Source organism: Microbacterium sp. C-MGS6, assembly GCF_058140415.1.
Map to the genome: position 1 here is coordinate 1,561,728 of NZ_CM176934.1, position 17,711 is coordinate 1,579,438.

The 17,711-nt window shown below is 70.4% G+C and carries 17 protein-coding genes; 11 read left to right on the forward strand and 6 right to left on the reverse strand.

The window, feature by feature from the left end:
* Positions 1-26 precede the first annotated feature (26 nt).
* The 4 genes from AC3B5L_RS07485 to AC3B5L_RS07500 are packed head-to-tail and all read right to left on the reverse strand — an operon-like array spanning position 27 to position 3,028.
* Positions 27-509 carry a YbaK/EbsC family protein gene (locus AC3B5L_RS07485; RefSeq protein ID WP_259953926.1) on the reverse strand — a complete coding sequence of 161 codons (483 nt, stop codon included), beginning with the start codon at positions 507-509 and terminating at the stop codon, positions 27-29.
* Between the two features lie 22 nt (positions 510-531).
* Complete coding sequence (locus tag AC3B5L_RS07490; RefSeq protein ID WP_187663911.1) at positions 532-1,770, reverse strand: MFS transporter; 1,239 nt, start codon at positions 1,768-1,770, stop codon at positions 532-534.
* Positions 1,767-2,204, reverse strand: a complete 438-nt coding sequence (locus tag AC3B5L_RS07495) for a MarR family winged helix-turn-helix transcriptional regulator (protein WP_259953925.1) — start codon at positions 2,202-2,204, stop codon at positions 1,767-1,769. Before AC3B5L_RS07495 ends, AC3B5L_RS07490 begins: the two co-directional genes overlap by 4 nt.
* A gap of 35 nt (positions 2,205-2,239) precedes the next feature.
* Positions 2,240-3,028: an IclR family transcriptional regulator gene (locus AC3B5L_RS07500; RefSeq protein WP_259953924.1), complete on the reverse strand. Its 789-nt coding sequence runs from the start codon at positions 3,026-3,028 to the stop codon at positions 2,240-2,242.
* Positions 3,029-3,131: 103 nt separating this feature from the next.
* Here AC3B5L_RS07500 and AC3B5L_RS07505 point away from each other — a divergent pair, with 103 nt between their 5' ends.
* The 3 genes from AC3B5L_RS07505 to AC3B5L_RS07515 are packed head-to-tail and all read left to right on the forward strand — an operon-like array spanning position 3,132 to position 5,750.
* The gene (locus AC3B5L_RS07505; protein WP_292797183.1) at positions 3,132-3,905 is read left to right on the forward strand and encodes a CoA transferase subunit A; all 774 of its coding nucleotides are present in this window, start codon (positions 3,132-3,134) and stop codon (positions 3,903-3,905) included.
* 1 nt (position 3,906) lies between these two features.
* Positions 3,907-4,569 carry a CoA transferase subunit B gene (locus tag AC3B5L_RS07510; protein WP_259953922.1) on the forward strand — a complete coding sequence of 221 codons (663 nt, stop codon included), beginning with the start codon at positions 3,907-3,909 and terminating at the stop codon, positions 4,567-4,569.
* Complete coding sequence (locus tag AC3B5L_RS07515) at positions 4,566-5,750, forward strand: acetyl-CoA C-acetyltransferase (protein ID WP_187663916.1); 1,185 nt, start codon at positions 4,566-4,568, stop codon at positions 5,748-5,750. The genes AC3B5L_RS07510 and AC3B5L_RS07515 overlap by 4 nt, the downstream gene beginning before the upstream one ends.
* Before the next feature lie 21 nt (positions 5,751-5,771).
* On the opposite strand, the gene AC3B5L_RS07520 is transcribed toward AC3B5L_RS07515, so the two are convergent.
* The gene (locus AC3B5L_RS07520; protein WP_490096364.1) at positions 5,772-6,071 is read right to left on the reverse strand and encodes a hypothetical protein; all 300 of its coding nucleotides are present in this window, start codon (positions 6,069-6,071) and stop codon (positions 5,772-5,774) included.
* 206 nt (positions 6,072-6,277) lie between these two features.
* On the opposite strand from AC3B5L_RS07520, the gene AC3B5L_RS07525 reads away from it, so the two are divergent.
* The 8 genes from AC3B5L_RS07525 (at position 6,278) to AC3B5L_RS07560 (ending at position 16,414) form a co-directional block, all read left to right on the forward strand.
* Positions 6,278-7,534 (forward strand): MFS transporter, encoded by a 1,257-nt coding sequence (locus AC3B5L_RS07525; protein ID WP_187663917.1) that lies wholly within the window; start codon positions 6,278-6,280, stop codon positions 7,532-7,534.
* Between the two features lie 65 nt (positions 7,535-7,599).
* The gene (locus tag AC3B5L_RS07530; RefSeq protein WP_259953919.1) at positions 7,600-9,006 is read left to right on the forward strand and encodes an alpha,alpha-trehalose-phosphate synthase (UDP-forming); all 1,407 of its coding nucleotides are present in this window, start codon (positions 7,600-7,602) and stop codon (positions 9,004-9,006) included.
* 43 nt (positions 9,007-9,049) lie between these two features.
* Positions 9,050-9,847: a trehalose-phosphatase gene (gene otsB / locus AC3B5L_RS07535; RefSeq protein WP_259953918.1), complete on the forward strand. Its 798-nt coding sequence runs from the start codon at positions 9,050-9,052 to the stop codon at positions 9,845-9,847.
* 9 nt (positions 9,848-9,856) lie between these two features.
* On the forward strand, positions 9,857-11,575 hold the full coding sequence (ilvD, locus tag AC3B5L_RS07540; protein WP_259953917.1) for a dihydroxy-acid dehydratase: 1,719 nt from the start codon (positions 9,857-9,859) through the stop codon (positions 11,573-11,575).
* A gap of 70 nt (positions 11,576-11,645) precedes the next feature.
* Positions 11,646-13,445, forward strand: a complete 1,800-nt coding sequence (locus AC3B5L_RS07545) for an acetolactate synthase large subunit (protein WP_259953916.1) — start codon at positions 11,646-11,648, stop codon at positions 13,443-13,445.
* A 3-nt stretch (positions 13,446-13,448) separates the two neighbouring features.
* On the forward strand, positions 13,449-13,958 hold the full coding sequence (gene ilvN, locus AC3B5L_RS07550) for an acetolactate synthase small subunit (protein ID WP_025103268.1): 510 nt from the start codon (positions 13,449-13,451) through the stop codon (positions 13,956-13,958).
* A 59-nt stretch (positions 13,959-14,017) separates the two neighbouring features.
* Positions 14,018-15,046 (forward strand): ketol-acid reductoisomerase, encoded by a 1,029-nt coding sequence (ilvC, locus tag AC3B5L_RS07555; protein WP_490096365.1) that lies wholly within the window; start codon positions 14,018-14,020, stop codon positions 15,044-15,046.
* A gap of 102 nt (positions 15,047-15,148) precedes the next feature.
* Positions 15,149-16,414, forward strand: a complete 1,266-nt coding sequence (locus AC3B5L_RS07560; RefSeq protein ID WP_187663922.1) for an alpha-L-fucosidase — start codon at positions 15,149-15,151, stop codon at positions 16,412-16,414.
* A 19-nt stretch (positions 16,415-16,433) separates the two neighbouring features.
* Here the strand turns inward: AC3B5L_RS07560 and AC3B5L_RS07565 are convergent, their stop codons facing one another.
* On the reverse strand, positions 16,434-17,585 hold the full coding sequence (locus AC3B5L_RS07565) for an ROK family transcriptional regulator (RefSeq protein WP_187663923.1): 1,152 nt from the start codon (positions 17,583-17,585) through the stop codon (positions 16,434-16,436).
* Between the last annotated feature and the right edge of the window lie 126 nt (positions 17,586-17,711).

Sequence of the window (17,711 nt, forward strand, 5' to 3'; positions counted from 1 at the left end):
TCATGGGGCATGGCGCGGACATCCGGTCAGACGACCTTGATCACCGTGCCGGCGGTGAGGCTCGACAGCTGGGCGAAGGTCAGCGGCATGACGGTGTGCGGATGGCCCGCCGCGGCCCAGATCGCGTCGTGCTGCTGCAGGGCGCGGTCGATGAAGGTGGGGAGGGGTGCGGGATGGCCGACGGGCGCCACTCCGCCGATCGCCTGTCCTGTGGCCTCACGGACGACGGCGGGTGGCGCCATGGCCACCGCACGCGCCCCGATGCTCCGCGCGAGAACGGCGAGATCCGCCCGGTGCCCGCCGCTGGTCATGACGAGGACGGGGCGGCCGTCGGCGAGGAAGACGAGACTGTTGGCGATCGCGGCGACGTCGCAGTCGATGGCGGCGGCCGCCTCCGCAGCGGTGCGTGCCGAGTCCGGCAGGACCCGGATCTCGGTCTCGACACCGGCCGCAAGGAGGTGCTCCTGCACCCGTCGGCTGCGCTCGGGGAGGGAAGAGGGGTCGCTCATGCCCCCACGGTAGTCGAGCGTGTCAGCCGGCGTCACCGACGAGGATCGCCGCCGCGTCCTCCGCGGTCGCGTCGGCAGGTTCGTCGTCGATGTGCGCGAGGACCTTCCGGCCGAGGAGGATCGTCAGTGCTGCCAGAAGGACGGCGGCGGCGGCGAAGAGGTACGGCACGGTCGCGCTGAACAGGTGCCACAGGAGCGCCGCGATCGGCGGGGCCATCGCGCCGCCGAGGAAGCGGACCGCGGAGTAGGCCGAGGAGGCGACGGAGCGGGGGAGGTCGGTCGCCTCCATCACGGCTTCGGTCAGCACGGTGTTCATGACGCCGAGCAGCAGGCCGCCCACGATGATGCACACGACGAGAGCGGCAGGTTCGGCGACCACCAGCCCCGCGACGACGAGGTCGACGGCGAGCAGCGGCAGCACGGCGAGGATGACGTGGGTCCTCGGCATCCGGCGCATCAGCACGGGCGCGACCCACACGCTGGTGACCGCGAGGGCGACGCCCCAGCCGAAGAACGTCAGGCCGATGCCCATGGCCCCGAAGCCCAGGGGGAACGGCGAGAACGCCAGCAGCACGAAGAAGCCGATGTTGTAGAACAGGGCGGCCACGGCGAGGATCGCGAGAGCGGGACGGCGCAGAGCGGTGAAGGGGGCGGAGAACTTCACGGGGGTGCGCTTCTCGCCCGGCCCTCGCAGCAGCACCAGGACGGCGATGAACGCGATGGCCATCAGGGCGACGACGCCGAAGAACGGTCCGCGCCAGCTCTGCTCGCCGAGGATGCCGCCGAGCAGCGGGCCCACGGCGATGCCGAGGCCGAGAGCAGCCTCATACAGCACGATCGCCGCGCTGCTGCCGCCGGATGCCGCGCCGACGATGGTGGCCAGCGCGGTCGAGATGAACAGCGCGTTGCCCAGACCCCAGCCGGCCCGGAATCCGATGACGGCGTCGACGCTGCCGCTGATCGCGCAGAGGAAGGCGAACACCACGATCAGTCCGAGTCCGACCAGCAGCGTGGCCTTGGCGCCGATCCGGCTGGAGATCCAGCTCGTGACGAGCATCGCGAGGCCGGTGACCAGGAGGTAGCTGGTGAACAGGAGCTCCGTCTCGACCGGCGTCGCTTCCAGGGACTCCGCGATCGCCGGGAGGATCGGATCGACGAGGCCGATGCCCATGAAGGCGACGACGCACGCGAAGGCGACGGCCCACACCTGGGCGGGCTGCTTCCAGACCGATGGGGTGCGGGATGCGGGGGCGGTGTTCAACGGATCTCTCCTGTCCGGTCTGCGGAGGTGCGGGCGGCGAGGATCTCTGCCGCACGGGTGAGGGCGTGCCAGTCATCGTCGTCGAGGTCGGCGAACCGCGGCGCGATCGTCTCCCGGAACTCGGAGCGCCAGGCAGTCAGGGCCGCCGTCCCGTCCCGGGTCACGGCGACGACGGTGGCACGGGAGTCGTCGGCATCGGGGGAGCGATGCACGAGACCCTCGCGTTCGAGCGTGCCGAGCAGCCGGGTCATCCCGGGCTGCGTGGTGCGAGCTGCTGCGGCGAGCTCGCCGACACGGCGGGGACCGGACTGATCGAGCAGGCTGAGCACCCGCCACTGCGCCGCGGGGGCGTCGTTCCCTGCGTCCTGGGCGGCGATGCGGCCCAGCGCGTACCCCGACAGGACGAGTGACGGGATGACCTCCGAGCGATTCATACCAGAAAGTATATACCTACTGATATGTATCGAGGTCACCGCCGGGCGTGGGCGATCCTCGCCGAGAGCTGATGGGCGTGGGCGAGGAGGATCCGGCCCAGCTCGGCCTGACGCTCCGGGCCGAAGCGGAAGGCGACACCGGTGAGGCTGAGCGCCCACTCCGGGCGCCCTGCACGGTCGAACACCGCCGCGCCGAGGCCCCAGCTCCCCTCGACGATCAGGCCGGGGTTGACGGCGAATCCGCGTTCCTTCGTCTCGGCGAGGCGCTTCCGCAGCGGGCGCTCGCCATGAGCGCGCCCCCAGCTCTCGACGAGCTCAGGATGGCGCTCCAGATAGGCATCCACATCATGGTCGGGGAGGAACGCGAGGATCGCGAGGCCGGCGCTCGCCACTCCGAGCGGGAAGCGCACCCCCTCGCTCAGCACGAAGGAGCGGATGGGGAACGAGCCCTCCTCGCGCAGCAGGCAGACCGTCTCGTCCGCGCGCCGGACGGAGAAGAAGGCGCTCTCCTCGGTCTTCACGGCGAGCGACCGCACGATGTCCCGGGCCAGGGCCGTCACGTCGTATCGAGCGGCGGCCACGGATCCCATGAGGAAAAGCTCGGGTCCCGGCATCCAGCGGCTGCTGTCGCCGTCCCGGTCCACGAGCCCCTCCACGCGCAGGGCGCTGAGCAGGCGATGCGTCGTGGGGCGGGAGAGACCGGCGCTGCCGGCGAGTTCCTGCAGGGTGGCGCCGTCGGTGCCGGCGGCCGTCACCAGTCGCAGGAGCCGCGCCGCCCGCGCGACAGCCTGAGTGCCGGGGACGGGGTTCGTCGCAGTGTCCACATCGTGGACGCTAGTGGCGCGGGCGTCCACATCGCAAGAGGGAGCTGGCCGTGACTCCGCCGGGGCGGGAGGCTGGTGGGGACACGGAACCGAAGGAGCAGACGTGATCGACAAGCAGTGGGAATCCGCGGAGGCCGCCGTCGCCGACATTCCGGACGGCGCTTCGCTCGCCGTCGGAGGCTTCGGACTCTCCGGGAACCCGATCGCGCTCATCGAAGCGCTCCTCGCACAGGGCACGACCGACCTGAGCGTGGTGAGCAACAACTGCGGGGTGGACGACTGGGGGCTCGGCGTGCTGCTCGCCGCGCAGCGCATCCGCAAGATGACCTCGTCGTACGTGGGGGAGAACAAGGAGTTCGAGCGGCAGTTCCTGTCCGGGGAGCTCGAGCTGGAGCTGACGCCGCAGGGCACGCTCGCCGAGAAGCTGCGAGCGGGAGGATCCGGGATCGCCGCGTTCTACACCCAGACGGGCGTCGGCACCCAGGTGGCCGACGGGGGCCTGCCCCGCCGGTATCACCCCGACGGATCGATCGCGGTGGGATCACCGCCCAAGGACGTGCGCACGTTCGCGGTGCACGGCGAGCCCCGCGAGTTCGTGCTGGAGGAGGCCATCACCACCGACTTCGCCCTGGTGCATGCGGCGCGCGGCGACCGGCACGGCAACCTCGTGTTCCGCAAGGCAGCCCGGAACTTCAACCCGCTCGCCGCGATGGCCGGACGCGTGTGCATCGCGCAGGTGGAGCGGCTCGTGGAACCGGGGGAGCTGGATCCGGACACGATCCACTTGCCCGGGGTCTTCGTGCACCGGATCGTCGAGGTCGGCGAGGACATCCCCAAGCGCATCGAGCGGCGGACCGTCGCCGCGGAAGGAGCCTGACATGGCGCTCACCAGAGATCAGATGGCCGCGCGCGCTGCGGTCGAGCTCCCGGACGGCGCGTACGTGAACCTCGGCATCGGCCTGCCCACGCTCGTCCCGAACCACGTCCCGTCCGACGTGACCGTGGTGCTGCAGTCGGAGAACGGCATCCTCGGGGTCGGGCCCTACCCGCGGGAGGACGAGGTCGACCCGGATCTCATCAACGCGGGGAAGGAGACGGTGACCACGCTCCCCGGAGCGGCGTTCTTCGACTCCGCCCTCAGCTTCGGCATGATCCGCGGCGGGAAGATCGATGCCGCCATCCTCGGGGCGATGCAGGTCTCTGCCTCCGGCGACCTCGCGAACTGGATGATCCCGGGCAAGATGGTCAAGGGCCCCGGGGGCGCCATGGACCTCGTGCACGGCGCCGGACGGGTGATCGTGCTGATGGAGCACGTCGCCAAGGACGGCTCGGCGAAGATCGTCGATGCCTGCACGCTGCCGCTGACCGGCCGCGGCGTCGTGGACCGGATCATCACGGACCTCGCGGTGATCGACGTGACGCGGGAGGGCCTCGTGCTGGTCGAGGTCGCGCCCGATGTCACGGTGCAGCAGGTACGGGAGGCCACGGAGCCGTCCCTCCGCCTCGCCCCGGAACTGGAGAACGGAAGGACCGAGCAATGAGTGAGAACGATGTCGTCATCGTCGCCGCGGCGCGCACCCCGCAGGGCCGGCTGAAAGGACAGCTCGCCGCCTTCACCGCGCCGCAGCTCGGATCGTTCGCGATCCGCGGCGCCCTGGAGCAGGGGGGAGTGGATCCGGCAGACGTCGACGCGGTGATCGTGGGACAGGTGCTCGCCGCCGGATCCGGGCAGAACGCCGCCCGTCAGGCGGCGATCGGCGCAGGGATCGGCTGGGACGTGCCCGCGCACTCCGTGAACAAGGTGTGCCTGTCCGGGCTCACCGCGGTGATCGATGCGGCGCGCATGATCCGGACCGGGGACGCCGAGGTGGTCGTCGCCGCCGGCATGGAGTCCATGACCCGCGCGCCGCACCTGCTCATGGGATCGCGCGACGGCTGGACCTACGGCACTGTCGAGGTCCTCGACCACATGGCCTACGACGGGCTGACGGACGCCTACGACCGGGAGAGCATGGGCGCGTCGACGGAACGGCACAACGCGCGATACGAGCTCACCAGAGAGATGCAGGACCAGGTGGCGGCGCTCTCGCATCAGCGGGCCGCCGCCGCCCAGGAGAGCGGGGTGCTGGACGCGGAGATCGTCGCCGTCGAGGTGCCGCAGCGCCGGGGCGAGCCCGTGCGGGTGACCCGAGACGAGGGGGTGCGCCCCGAGACCACCGTGGAGACCCTCGCGGGACTGCGTGCCGCCTTCGCCGAGGGTGGGTCGATCACCGCAGGCAACTCGTCCCAGATCTCGGACGGCGCCTCCGCCGTCGTCGTCACGACGCGCGGGACGGCCGAGGCCAAAGGCTGGCCGGTGCTCGTGACCGTCGGGGCGAGCGGCCAGACCGCCGGCCCGGACAACTCGCTCCAGGCGCAGCCGGCGCGGGCGATCGAGCAGGCGTGCCGGAAACAGGGCATCACGCCGCAGGATCTGGATCTCGTGGAGATCAACGAGGCGTTCGGGGCCGTAGTCGCGCGCTCGCAGACCGAGCTCGGGCTGCACGGCGACATCGTCAACGTGCACGGCGGCGGCATCGCGATCGGTCATCCGATCGGCGCCTCCGGCAACCGTCTCGTGGTGCACGTCGCGCACGAGCTGGCCCGCCGGGGTGGCGGAACCGCGGCGGTCGGCCTGTGCGGCGGCGGCGGTCAGGGCGAGGCGCTGATCCTCACCCGTTGACGCGGGAGGCGCGGGGGTGCGTCAGGACCGCTTGTCCTGGGCGTGCCCCTGCGCATCGGCGAGGGCCTTCTGCGAACGGAACTGCAGACGCTGCGCCTTCTTGGACTTCTTCACCGACTGCGGGGAGTCGGCGTCCACCGGCACGCCGTGGCGTTCGCGGCGCAGGTCGACGACCGCGCCGACCGCGAGCGCCATCGTGATGCCCCAGCTCACCCACGACAGGAGCGAGCGCCAGGTGATGGGTTCATTGCGGGTGCCGCGCAGCAGCGAGATCCCAGCCGAGATCGCGGCGACGAGTCCGGTGCTGAAGAGGTAGCGCATGCCCCTACGGTACCCGCAGCCGGGGCGCGGGGGCCGGAGCCTTGACAAGCCGGGGGAGAGGCTGGCAGGGCGTCCGTCCAGGGCCACCGGATATCATGGGAGGGTCGCGGTTCACCCGCGGCCGCAGAAACCGTGTATCTACCGGCCGTCGGCGTCTCCGGCGGACAGCGGCGGCACCCGACACGCGTCATCGACGCGCGAGAGCCATGACACACACCAGCACCACGCCTGACACCGCCGAGCCGAGCCTCTTCCGCCTCGCCGGCCTGCCGTACTTCCTCATCGCGTTCATCGCGCGACTGCCGTTCGCCATGATGGTGGTCGGCGTCCTCACCGTCGTCGTGTCGGCGCGGGGGTCGCTCTCCCTCGGCGGACTCACTTCGGCTGCGGTCGGTCTCGGTACCGCCTGCTTCGGACCGCTCCTGGGCGCCGCCGCCGACCGCTTCGGTCAGCGCACGGTCCTCCTCGCGCTCGCCGTGGGCAACGCGGCGATGCTCCTGCTCTTCACGGCGGTCGTCTACGGCCCGGCCGCTGATGGGTTCGTGCTCCTCGCCGCGATCGGCATCGGCGCGACCGCGCCCCAGGTGGCGCCGCTCTCGCGCTCCCGGCTGGTGACGATCATCGGCGAGCGGATGCCCGCGGAGCGCCGCGCGCGCACCGTCTCCGGCACGATGGCGTACGAGTCGGCCGCGGACGAGACCGTCTTTGTCTTCGGGCCCTTCCTCGTGGGTGTGCTCGCCTCGGCGCTCGCGCCGTGGGCCCCGCTGGTCGGGGCCGCCGCGCTGACCCTGGTGTTCGTCGGAGCCTTCGCCCTGCACCCGAGCGGGCGGCACGTCTCCCAGGACCGCACTGACGACGGTCGGGCACCGTCCGCCGTGTCCGAGCTGTTCCGTCCGCAGCTCCTCATCGTCGTCCTCGGCATCCTCGGCGTCGGGATCTTCTTCGGCACCATGCTCACCTCGCTCACCTCGTTCATGGCCGACCTCGGAGCCCCGGAGCAGGCGGGGCTGCTGTACGGCGTGATGGGCGTCGGCTCCGCGCTGTTGGCCCTCGGCGTCGCCTGGCTCCCCGTCCGGTTCTCCCTGCGCGCGCGCTGGCTCGTGTTCTCGGGGATCCTGCTCGCCGGATCGCTGCTCCTCGGCATCGTCGACTCCCCGGGGGGCATGATGCTGGCCCTGGCCATCATGGGCATCGGCATCGGTCCGACCCTCGTCACCCAGTACAGCTTCGGAGCCGCTCGAAGCCCCCGTGGCCGGTCGGCGACGGTGATGACGATGCTCGGCTCCGGCGTGATCGTCGGTCAGTCGATCGGCGCCGCGGTGGCGGGGGAGATCGCGGAGAGCCTCGGCACCTCCGCTGCGCTCGTCCTCCCGATGATCGCGGCCGGCATCGCGTTCGCGGCGGGCCTCGGGAACTGGGCTCTCAGCGGTGTGCACCGCGCGGCGTCCGCTGTCAAGGCCTGAGGGAGGACCGGCGGTCGGCGCGCATCCTCGATAGGTTGGAAGCTACTGGACCGAGGAGTGCCCCTGTGACCGCTGCTGATTTCGTCGTCGTCGCCAACCGCCTCCCGGTGGACCGGGTCGTGGGCCCCGACGGCGAGGAGACCTGGCGGACGTCGCCCGGCGGCCTCGTCGCCGCCCTCGAGCCCATGATGCGCCGTGTACACGGTGCCTGGGTCGGCTGGCCGGGCCAGCCCGACGTGGAGCTCGAGGCCTTCGATGCCGACGGCATCCACCTGATCCCGGTGGCGTTGAGCTCCGACGAGGTCGCGGACTACTACGAGGGCTTCGCCAACGACACGATCTGGCCGCTGTACCACGACGTCATCGCGCCGCCGCAGTATCACCGCGAGTGGTGGGACGCGTACGTGCGGGTGAACCGACGCTTCGCGGAGGCGGCCGCGGCCGCGGCGGCGCAGGACGGCACCGTCTGGGTGCACGACTATCAACTCCAGCTGGTGCCGCAGATGGTCCGCGAGCTGCGCCCCGACGTCACCATCGGCTACTTCCACCACATCCCCTTCCCGGCCCACGGCCTCTATGCCCAGCTTCCCTGGCGGGACCAGGTGCTGCGCGGACTGCTCGGCGCCGACGTCATCGGCTTCCAGCGGGCGCAGGACGCGACCTACTTCCTCACCGCGGTCCGGCGCCGGCTGCGCTACGAGGTGAAGGGGTCGAGCATCGCGGTCCCGGATGAGGGGGGCTCGCGGACGGCCATCGCCAAGGCCTTCCCGATCTCCATCGACACCGCCCCGTACCTCGAACTCGCCGCCCGCGAAGACGTCAGGGCGCGGGCCGCGGAGATCCGCGCCAGCCTCGGCAACCCCAAGCGCATCCTCCTCGGCGTCGACCGCCTGGACTACACCAAGGGCATCGGGCACCGGATCAAGGCATACGGCGAGCTCCTCGAAGACGGCCGCCTGGACGTGGAGGACGTCACCCTCATCCAGGTGGCGAGCCCGAGCCGGGAGCGGGTGGACGCCTACGCGCACCTCCGGGACGAGATCGAGCTCGCGGTGGCCCGCATCAACGGCGACCACGACACGGTCGGTCACTCCGCCATCCGCTACCTCCACCAGGGGTACCCGCGCGAGGAGATGGTCGCTCTGTACCTCGCGGCCGACGTCATGCTCGTGACAGCGCTGCGTGACGGCATGAACCTGGTGGCGAAGGAGTATGTGGCCACCCGGACAGACAACCGCGGCGTCCTCGTGCTCAGCGAGTTCACCGGCGCGGCGGACGAGCTCCGCCAGGCCGTGCGCGTCAACCCGCACGACATCGCGGGCCTCAAGGACGCGATCATGGAGGCGGTGGAGATGTCCCCCGCGGAGCAGTCGCGGCGCATGCGCTCCCTCCGCCGCCGGGTGCTGGACAACGATGTGAACGCCTGGTCGTCATCCTTCCTTGACGCTCTGGCCGACGTCCGCCGCCGCTGACCGCACTCCCTGCACACCCTTCTTCATCTCGATCGGAGACACCGTGACGCGCCCCTGGATCCCCGGAACCGCCGACGCCGACCTCACCGCCCTCGCGACGACGCCGCGCTTGGTCGTGGCCCTCGACTTCGACGGCACCGCGTCCCCGCTCGTCGCGGACCCGATGGCCGCGCGGGCGCTGCCGGAGGTCGCCGTGCAGATGGCCCGTCTCGCGGCGATGCCCGACACGATCGTGGCCTACGTCTCCGGTCGCAGCATGCACGACCTCAGAGAGATCACCGAGCACACCGACGACTCCGTGTTCGTCCTCGCCGGCTCCCACGGCGCGCAGTACTGGTTCCCCGGTGAGGGGGCCGCCGACGCCCCGGGGGACACGACCGAGCCCGGGGCGCGCGAGGAGCTGTGGGCCGCCGCGCAGCCGATCATCGACCGCTACGAGGGCGCGGAACTGGAGCCGAAGACCTTCGGCATGGGCGTGCACACCCGGCGCGCGGATCGGGAGACGGAGGAGAGGGTCTTCGCCGAGATCGACGCCCTCGTCGCCGAGCGCTTCCCGCAGTGGCGCCGGCGCGCCGGCCATCGGGTGCTGGAGTTCTCGTCGCGGAACGAGGGCAAGGACGCCGCGATGATCGCCCTTCGGGAGCGCTTCGACGCGACGGGCATCCTCTTCGCCGGTGACGACGTGACCGACGAGGATGCGATGCGTGTGCTGCAGGAAGGCGACCTCGGTGTGCGCGTCGGACCGGGGGAGAGCGCCGCGACCCTCCGTGTGGACTCTCCACAACAGATCGCCGCGCTTCTGGAGACGCTCGCGAACGAGAGGGCCGTCGCGCAGGAATAGACTCTCGTCATGTCCTCGCATGATCCCTCCACCAGCGCGCCCATCGACATCAAGCCCCGCAGTCGCGTCGTCACCGACGGCATCGAGGCCACGACCTCCCGCGGCATGCTCCGCGCGGTCGGGATGGGGGACGCCGACTGGGACAAGCCGCAGATCGGCATCGCGTCCAGCTGGAACGAGATCACACCCTGCAACCTGAGCCTCGACCGGTTGGCGCAGGGGGCGAAGGAGGGCGTGCACTCCGGCGGTGGCTACCCGCTGCAGTTCGGCACCATCTCCGTCTCGGACGGCATCTCGATGGGCCACGAGGGGATGCACTTCTCGCTCGTGTCGCGCGAGGTCATCGCCGACTCGGTCGAGACCGTCATGATGGCCGAGCGCCTCGACGGCTCCGTCCTGCTCGCGGGCTGCGACAAGTCGATCCCCGGCATGCTCATGGCCAGTGCCCGGCTCGACCTGTCCAGCGTGTTCCTGTACGCCGGATCGATCGCGCCGGGCTGGGTCAAGCTCTCCGACGGCACCGAGAAGGACGTCACCATCATCGACTCCTTCGAGGCGGTCGGTGCCTGCCGGGCCGGCCTCATGAGCGAGGAGGACCTCAAGCGCATCGAGTGCGCCATCGCTCCCGGCGAGGGCGCCTGCGGCGGCATGTACACGGCCAACACGATGGCCTCCGTCGCCGAGGCCCTCGGGCTGAGCCTGCCGGGCTCCGCCGCGCCGCCCGCTGCCGACCGCCGCCGCGACTACTTCGCACACCGGTCGGGCGAGGCCGTCGTCAACCTGCTCCGCCAGGGCATCACGACCCGCGACATCCTGACCAAGGAGGCGTTCGAGAACGCGATCGCCCTGGCGATGGCCCTCGGCGGCTCGACCAACGTCGTGCTCCACCTCCTCGCGATCGCCCGGGAGGCCGAGGTCGAGCTGAGCCTGCACGACTTCAACCGCATCGGCGACAAGGTCCCGCACGTGGCCGACATGAAGCCGTTCGGCAAGTACGTCATGAACGACGTCGACCGGCACGGCGGCATCCCCGTCATCATGAAGGCGATGCTCGACGAAGGGCTGCTGCACGGCGACGCGCTCACCGTCACCGGCAAGACGCTCGCCGAGAACCTCGCCGAGCTCGACCCGCAGCCGATCGACGGCGAGGTCATCCACACGTTCGACAACCCCATCCACGCCACCGGCGGCCTGACGATCCTGCACGGGTCGCTCGCTCCGGAGGGTGCCGTGGTCAAGACCGCCGGCTTCGACGCGGCCGTCTTCGAGGGTCCCGCGCGGGTCTTCGAGCGCGAGCGCGCCGCCATGGACGCGGTCGCCGCGGGGACCATCGAGCCGGGGACGGTCATCGTCATCCGGTACGAGGGCCCCAAGGGCGGACCGGGTATGCGCGAGATGCTCGCCATCACCGCGGCCATCAAGGGCGCGGGGCTCGGAAAAGATGTACTACTCTTGACGGACGGACGATTCTCAGGCGGCACAACCGGCCTGTGCATCGGACATATAGCACCCGAAGCGGTGGACGCAGGTCCTATCGCCTTCGTGCGCGATGGTGATCTGATACGGGTCGATATCGCAGCTCGCTCTCTCGACCTACTCGTCGACGAGGCGGAGCTCGCCTCCCGCCGCTCTGGCTGGGAGCCGCTTCCCCCGCGCTACACCCGAGGCGTTCTTGCCAAGTACTCGCGCCTCGTGCGGTCCGCCGCCGAGGGAGCGACGACCGGCTGATCCATCGACCGGCTCAGGAACCGCTCGATCGGAGCGCCGGTGTCCCGCACAGTTCATCAGAAGGAAAGTCATGACTGCTGACTCCGTCTCGGCCGTGCCGAGGCCGCCCGCCCGCCCATCCGCTCCGGAGATCACCGGTGCGGAGGCCGTCGTCCGCTCGCTCGAGCTTCTCGGTGTCACGGACGTCTTCGGCCTTCCCGGCGGAGCGATCCTCCCGGTCTACGACCCGCTGATGGATGCGTCGCAGCTGCGTCACATCCTCGTGCGGCACGAGCAGGGCGCGGGCCACGCGGCGGAGGGATACGCCTCCGCATCCGGCAAGGTCGGCGTGTGCATCGCCACCTCGGGCCCCGGGGCGACCAACCTCGTCACGGCGATCGCGGACGCCTACATGGACTCGGTGCCGCTGCTCGCGATCACCGGTCAGGTGTTCTCGACGCTGATGGGCACGGATGCGTTCCAGGAGGCCGACATCGTGGGGATCACGATGCCGATCACGAAGCACTCGTTCCTCGTGAAGGACGCCGCGGACATCCCCGGCGCGATCGCGGCTGCCTATGAGATCGCCGGCACCGGTCGCCCCGGTCCGGTTCTGGTGGACATCACCAAGGATGCGCAGCAGGCGACCGCGCCCTTCGTGTGGCCGCCGAAGATCGAGCTCCCCGGGTACCGCCCGGTGACGAAGGCGCACGGCAAGCAGATCCAGGCGGCGGCCGCGCTCCTCGCGGAGGCGAAGAAGCCGGTGCTGTACGTGGGCGGCGGTGTCGTCCGCGGCCGGGCCGCGGCCGAGCTGCTCGAACTGGCCGAGTCGACCGGTGCGCCCGTCGTCACGACGCTGATGGCGCGAGGTGCTTTCCCCGACTCGCATCCGCAGCACCTGGGAATGCCGGGCATGCACGGCACGGTCCCCGCCGTGCTGGCGCTGCAGGAGGCCGACCTCCTCGTCTCGCTGGGCGCACGGTTCGACGACCGCGTCACGGGCAAGGCGGCACTGTTCGCGCCGCACGCGAAGGTGGTGCACGTCGACATCGACCCGGCGGAGATCTCCAAGATCCGCACGGCCGACGTGCCGATCGTCGGAGACGTGCGCGACGTGCTCACCGATCTCGACGCGGCCTTCCGCGGAGCGACGGCAGACACGAAGCCCGACATCGAGGAGTGGTGGTCGTACCTCGACGGCCTCCGGAACGAGTTCCCCCTCGGGTACGCGCCGACGACCGACGGCCTGCTCGCGCCCCAGTACGTGATCCAGCGCATCGGCGAGCTGACCGGACCGGAGGGCATCTTCGCCTCCGGTGTGGGGCAGCACCAGATGTGGGCCGCGCAGTTCATCAAGTACGAGCGTCCGAACGCCTGGCTGAACTCCGGCGGTGCGGGCACGATGGGCTACTCGGTGCCGGCGGCCATGGGAGCGAAGGTCGCCGAGCCGGAGCGCCAGGTCTGGGCGATCGACGGCGACGGCTGCTTCCAGATGACCAATCAGGAGCTCGCCACCTGCGCGATCAACAACATCCCGATCAAGGTCGCGATCATCAACAACTCGTCGCTGGGCATGGTCCGGCAGTGGCAGACGCTGTTCTACGACGGCCGCCACTCCAACACCGACCTGAACACCGGACACGGCACGATCCGCATCCCCGACTTCGTGAAGCTCGCGGAGGCGTACGGCTGCCTCGCGATCCGCGTGGAGAAGGAGGAGGAGGTCGACGCCGCCATCCAGCTCGCGCTGGAGACGAACGACCGCCCCGTGGTGATCGACTTCGTGGTGAGCGCCGACTCCATGGTGTGGCCGATGGTGCCGCAGGGGGTCAGCAACAGCTATGTCCAGTACGCGCGCGACCACGCGCCCGCGTTCGACGAGGAGGACTGAGCCATGTCGACCCACGTCCTGAGCCTGCTGGTGGAGAACACCCCCGGCCTTCTGACCCGCGTCGCCGGCCTGTTCGCGCGCCGCGGCTTCAACATCGACTCCCTCGCCGTCGGCGTGACCGAGGTGCCGGGGATCTCCCGCATCACGGTCGTCGTCGATGTGGAGGAACTGCCGCTCGAGCAGGTGACCAAGCAGCTCAACAAGCTGATCAACGTCATCAAGATCGTCGAGCTCGACCCGGCGTCGTCCGTGCAGCGCGAGCACATGCTCGTGAAGGTGCGCACGGACAACGCCAGCCGCTCGAACGTGATCGAGGTCGTCAACCTCTTCCGCGCGTCGGTCGTCGACTACGCCGCCGACGCCCTCGTCATCGAGGTCACCGGCGACAAGGGCAAGGTCGAGGCGCTGCTGCGCGCTCTGGAGCCCTTCGGCATCAAGGAGATCGCCCAGTCCGGCCTCCTCGCGATCGGCCGCGGCGGCAAGAGCATCACCGAGCGCGTCCTGCGCGGCTGACCCTTCGACAGACTCTGGGACCGCGCGTCCCGCACAACCACAACCAAGGAGAGAAACCAGTGAGCACCGAGATCTTCTACGACGACGACGCCGACCTGTCCCTGATCCAGGGCAAGAAGGTCGCGATCGTCGGCTACGGCTCGCAGGGCCACGCCCACGCCCAGAACCTGCGCGACTCGGGTGTCGAGGTGGCGATCGCCCTCAAGGAGGGCTCGAAGTCCGCCGCGAAGGCCGAGGAGGCCGGCTTCCCCGTGAAGACCGTCGCCGAGGCGACCGAGTGGGCCGACGTCATCATGACCCTCGCGCCGGACCAGCACCAGCGCACGATCTACAGCGAGTCCATCGCCCCGAACCTGACGGCGGGCAAGACCCTGGCCTTCGCGCACGGCTTCAACATCCGCTTCGGCTACATCGACGCGCCCGAGGGCGTCGACGTGATCCTCGTCGCCCCGAAGGCTCCCGGCCACACGGTGCGTCGCGAGTTCGTCGCCGGCCGCGGCATCCCCGACATCATCGCCGTCGAGCGTGACGCCTCCGGCCAGGCCTGGGACCTCGCGCTGTCGTACGCGAAGGCCATCGGCGGCACCCGTGCCGGCGTCATCAAGACGACCTTCACCGAGGAGACCGAGACCGACCTGTTCGGCGAGCAGGCCGTGCTCTGCGGCGGCATGAGCCACCTCGTCCAGGCGGGCTTCGAGACCCTCGTCGAGGCGGGCTACCAGCCGCAGATCGCCTACTTCGAGGTGCTGCACGAGCTCAAGCTCATCGTCGACCTCATGTGGGAGGGCGGCATCGCCAAGCAGCGCTGGTCGATCTCCGACACCGCCGAGTTCGGTGACTACGTGTCCGGCCCGCGCGTGATCGACGAGCGCGTCAAGGAGAGCATGAAGGGCGTCCTGTCCGACATCCAGTCCGGCGCGTTCGCGAAGCGCTTCATCGAGGACCAGGACAACGGGGCCGAGGAATTCCTCGCACTCCGCGCCAAGGAGGAGCAGCACCCGATCGAGGCGACCGGCAAGGAGCTGCGTTCGCTCTTCGCCTGGAAGCAGCAGGACGAGGACTACGTCGACGGTAGCGCCGCGCGCTGATTCGACTCGCGAACGAACGGGCGTCCCTCCGGGGGCGCCCGTTCGGCGTTCCGTACGGCATTCCGCGGCGCAGACATCCGATGTCTGTGCCAGGATGGACGCATGCGACAGGAATGGTTTGATGACGCCCGCTTCGGCATGTTCGTCCACTTCGGCCTCTACAGCGGGGCCGCGCGGCACGAGTGGGTGCAGAACTACGAACGCCTCACCGACGAGGAGTACCGCCCGTACTTCGACAACTTCGATCCCGACCTCTTCGATGCCGCGGCCCTGGCGAAGACCGCCAAGGAGACGGGGATGGGCTACGTCGTGCTGACGACGAAGCACCACGACGGCTTCTGCCTCTGGGACTCGAAGCTGACCGACTTCACCTCCGTCGCGGCGGTCGGGCGCGACCTGGTGCGCGAGTACGTCGACGCCCTCCGTGCCGAGGGGATCCGGGTCGGCCTCTACCACTCGGTCATCGACTGGCATCACCCCGACTTCACGGTGGACTGGAACCACCCGCGACGCGACGACGAGAACGCGCACGCCCTGAACGAGGGGCGCGACATGGCCCGCTACCGCGAGTACCTGCACGGTCAGGTCCGCGAGCTGCTCACCGGGTACGGCGACATCGACTACCTGTTCTTCGACTTCACCTATCCCGAGTCCAAGGACGGCTGGGAGGGGAAGGGGCCGCAGGACTGGGACGCCGAGGCGCTGCTTGCGCTGTGTCGGGAGCTGCAGCCGGAGATGCTCGTCAACGACCGGCTCGGCATCCCCGCGGACTTCGTGACGCCCGAGCAGTATCAGCCGACGGCTCCCATCGTCCGCGACGGCGTGCCCCTCGTGTGGGAGGCATGCCAGACGCTCAACGGCTCCTGGGGGTACCACCGGGACAACACCGACCAGAAGTCGCCGGTGCTGCTCGCGCAGATGCTCGTCGACTCGGTGTCGATGGGCGGCAACATGCTCCTGAACATCGGCCCGGACGGGCGTGGGGCGATCGCGCCCCGGGATGCGGAGACCCTCGCCGAGATCGGGGAGTGGATGCGCCTGCACGACCGCGCCGTGATCGGGGCCGGTCACGCGCCGTTCACGCCGCCCCGTGAGGGCGTGTACACGCTCCGCGGCGACCGGCTCTACCTGAGCCTGTTCAGCTGGCCGCTGGGCTTCGTGCATCTGCCCGGTCTTGCGGGCAAGGTCTCGTATGCGCGGCTGCTGAACGACGGCTCCTGGCTGCGTACGAGCGTCAGCGACCCGGACCAGCAGGCCGACCTGATGACGCCGGCGGGCGAGGCCGAGGGGACGCTCACGGTGCATCTTCCGGTACGGCGTCCCGACGTGCTGATGCCGGTCATCGAACTGCGCCTCACGGGGGAGTGAGGCTGACGGTGGCGGCGGCTCAGGCCGTCGCCACCGGGATGTCCATGCCCTCGAGCGCGAGGCGGGCGGCGCCGTGCAGGATCGCGTCCGCGCCGGTGGCCGCGGCCTCGATCCGCAGGCGCTGGGTCGCGAGCGGGTGGCAGGCCTCGTAGACCCGGCTGCGCACCGCGGCGATGAACGGCTCGGAGGCGCTCATGCTCCCGGTGAGGAACAGGGCGTGCGGGTTGAAGAAGTTCACGACGCCGGACAGTGCCTGACCCAGGTGGGTCCCCGCGGTGCGGACGAGGGTCGTGGCGAGGGGGTCCGCGTCCCGCGCCAGCGTGAGGACGTCGGCCGTGGTGCGGACCTCGGTGTTGCCGCGCTCGCGCATCTGGCGGACGAGGCTCGCGCCGCTGGCCACGGTCTCCAGGCAGCCGGTGTTGCCGCAGGAGCAGGGGATGTCGCCGCTGCCGTCGATCCGCGTATGCGTGATGTCGCCGGCTGCGGCGGTCGCTCCCCGATGGATGTGCCCGTCCACGATGATCCCGCTGCCGATCGCGGTGCCCGCCTTGACGGTGATGCTGTGCTGGGTGTGCCCGAGCTGGCGACGGTGCTCGCCGAGCGCGGCGAGGTTGGCGTCGTTGTCGACGACGACGGGGACGCCGTGGCGCTCCGCGAGGTGCTCGCCGACGCGGAATCCGGGCCACCCCGGCATCCGCGAGGGCTGATCCACGGAGCCGGTCGCGACGTCGACGGGGCCGGGCAGGCTCACGCCGATCGCGTGGACCCGTGTCTCGGCGAGCAGGCGCTCGAAGACCTCCGACACTCTCTCCAGCGTCGCTTCCGGGCCGTCCGCGACGTCGATCGCGATGGTCTCCGAGTGGAGCAGGCCGCCGCTGAGGTCGTGCCGTCCGATGCGGGCATGGCGTCCGCCGAGATCGGCGGACAGCACGATGCCGTCGCCGGCGATCCGCAGCACGCGCGGCCGTCGTCCGCCGCGGGAGGTGCCGGCCCCCGCCTCCTCCAGCACGCCGGCATCGAGGAGCGCCTGTACGCGCAGGCCGACGGTCGACGCGGCCACGCCGAGGGCGGAGGCGAGTTCGGAGCGGGAGCGCGCCTGTCCGCGGGCGACGAAGTCGAGGATGCGCCGCGTGTGCGGGTCGTCGACGGTGGTGTCGGCGGGGTTCGTCATGAAGGCCCTTCGTCTCGAGGCATCGTCAGCGTAGCGGGGGTGCCGCGTGTTTCAGGCGAGTGACGAATTATCACCACCCTATAAACATCGGATGTTCAGCTTGCGGCACCTTGCGAACTATGACAG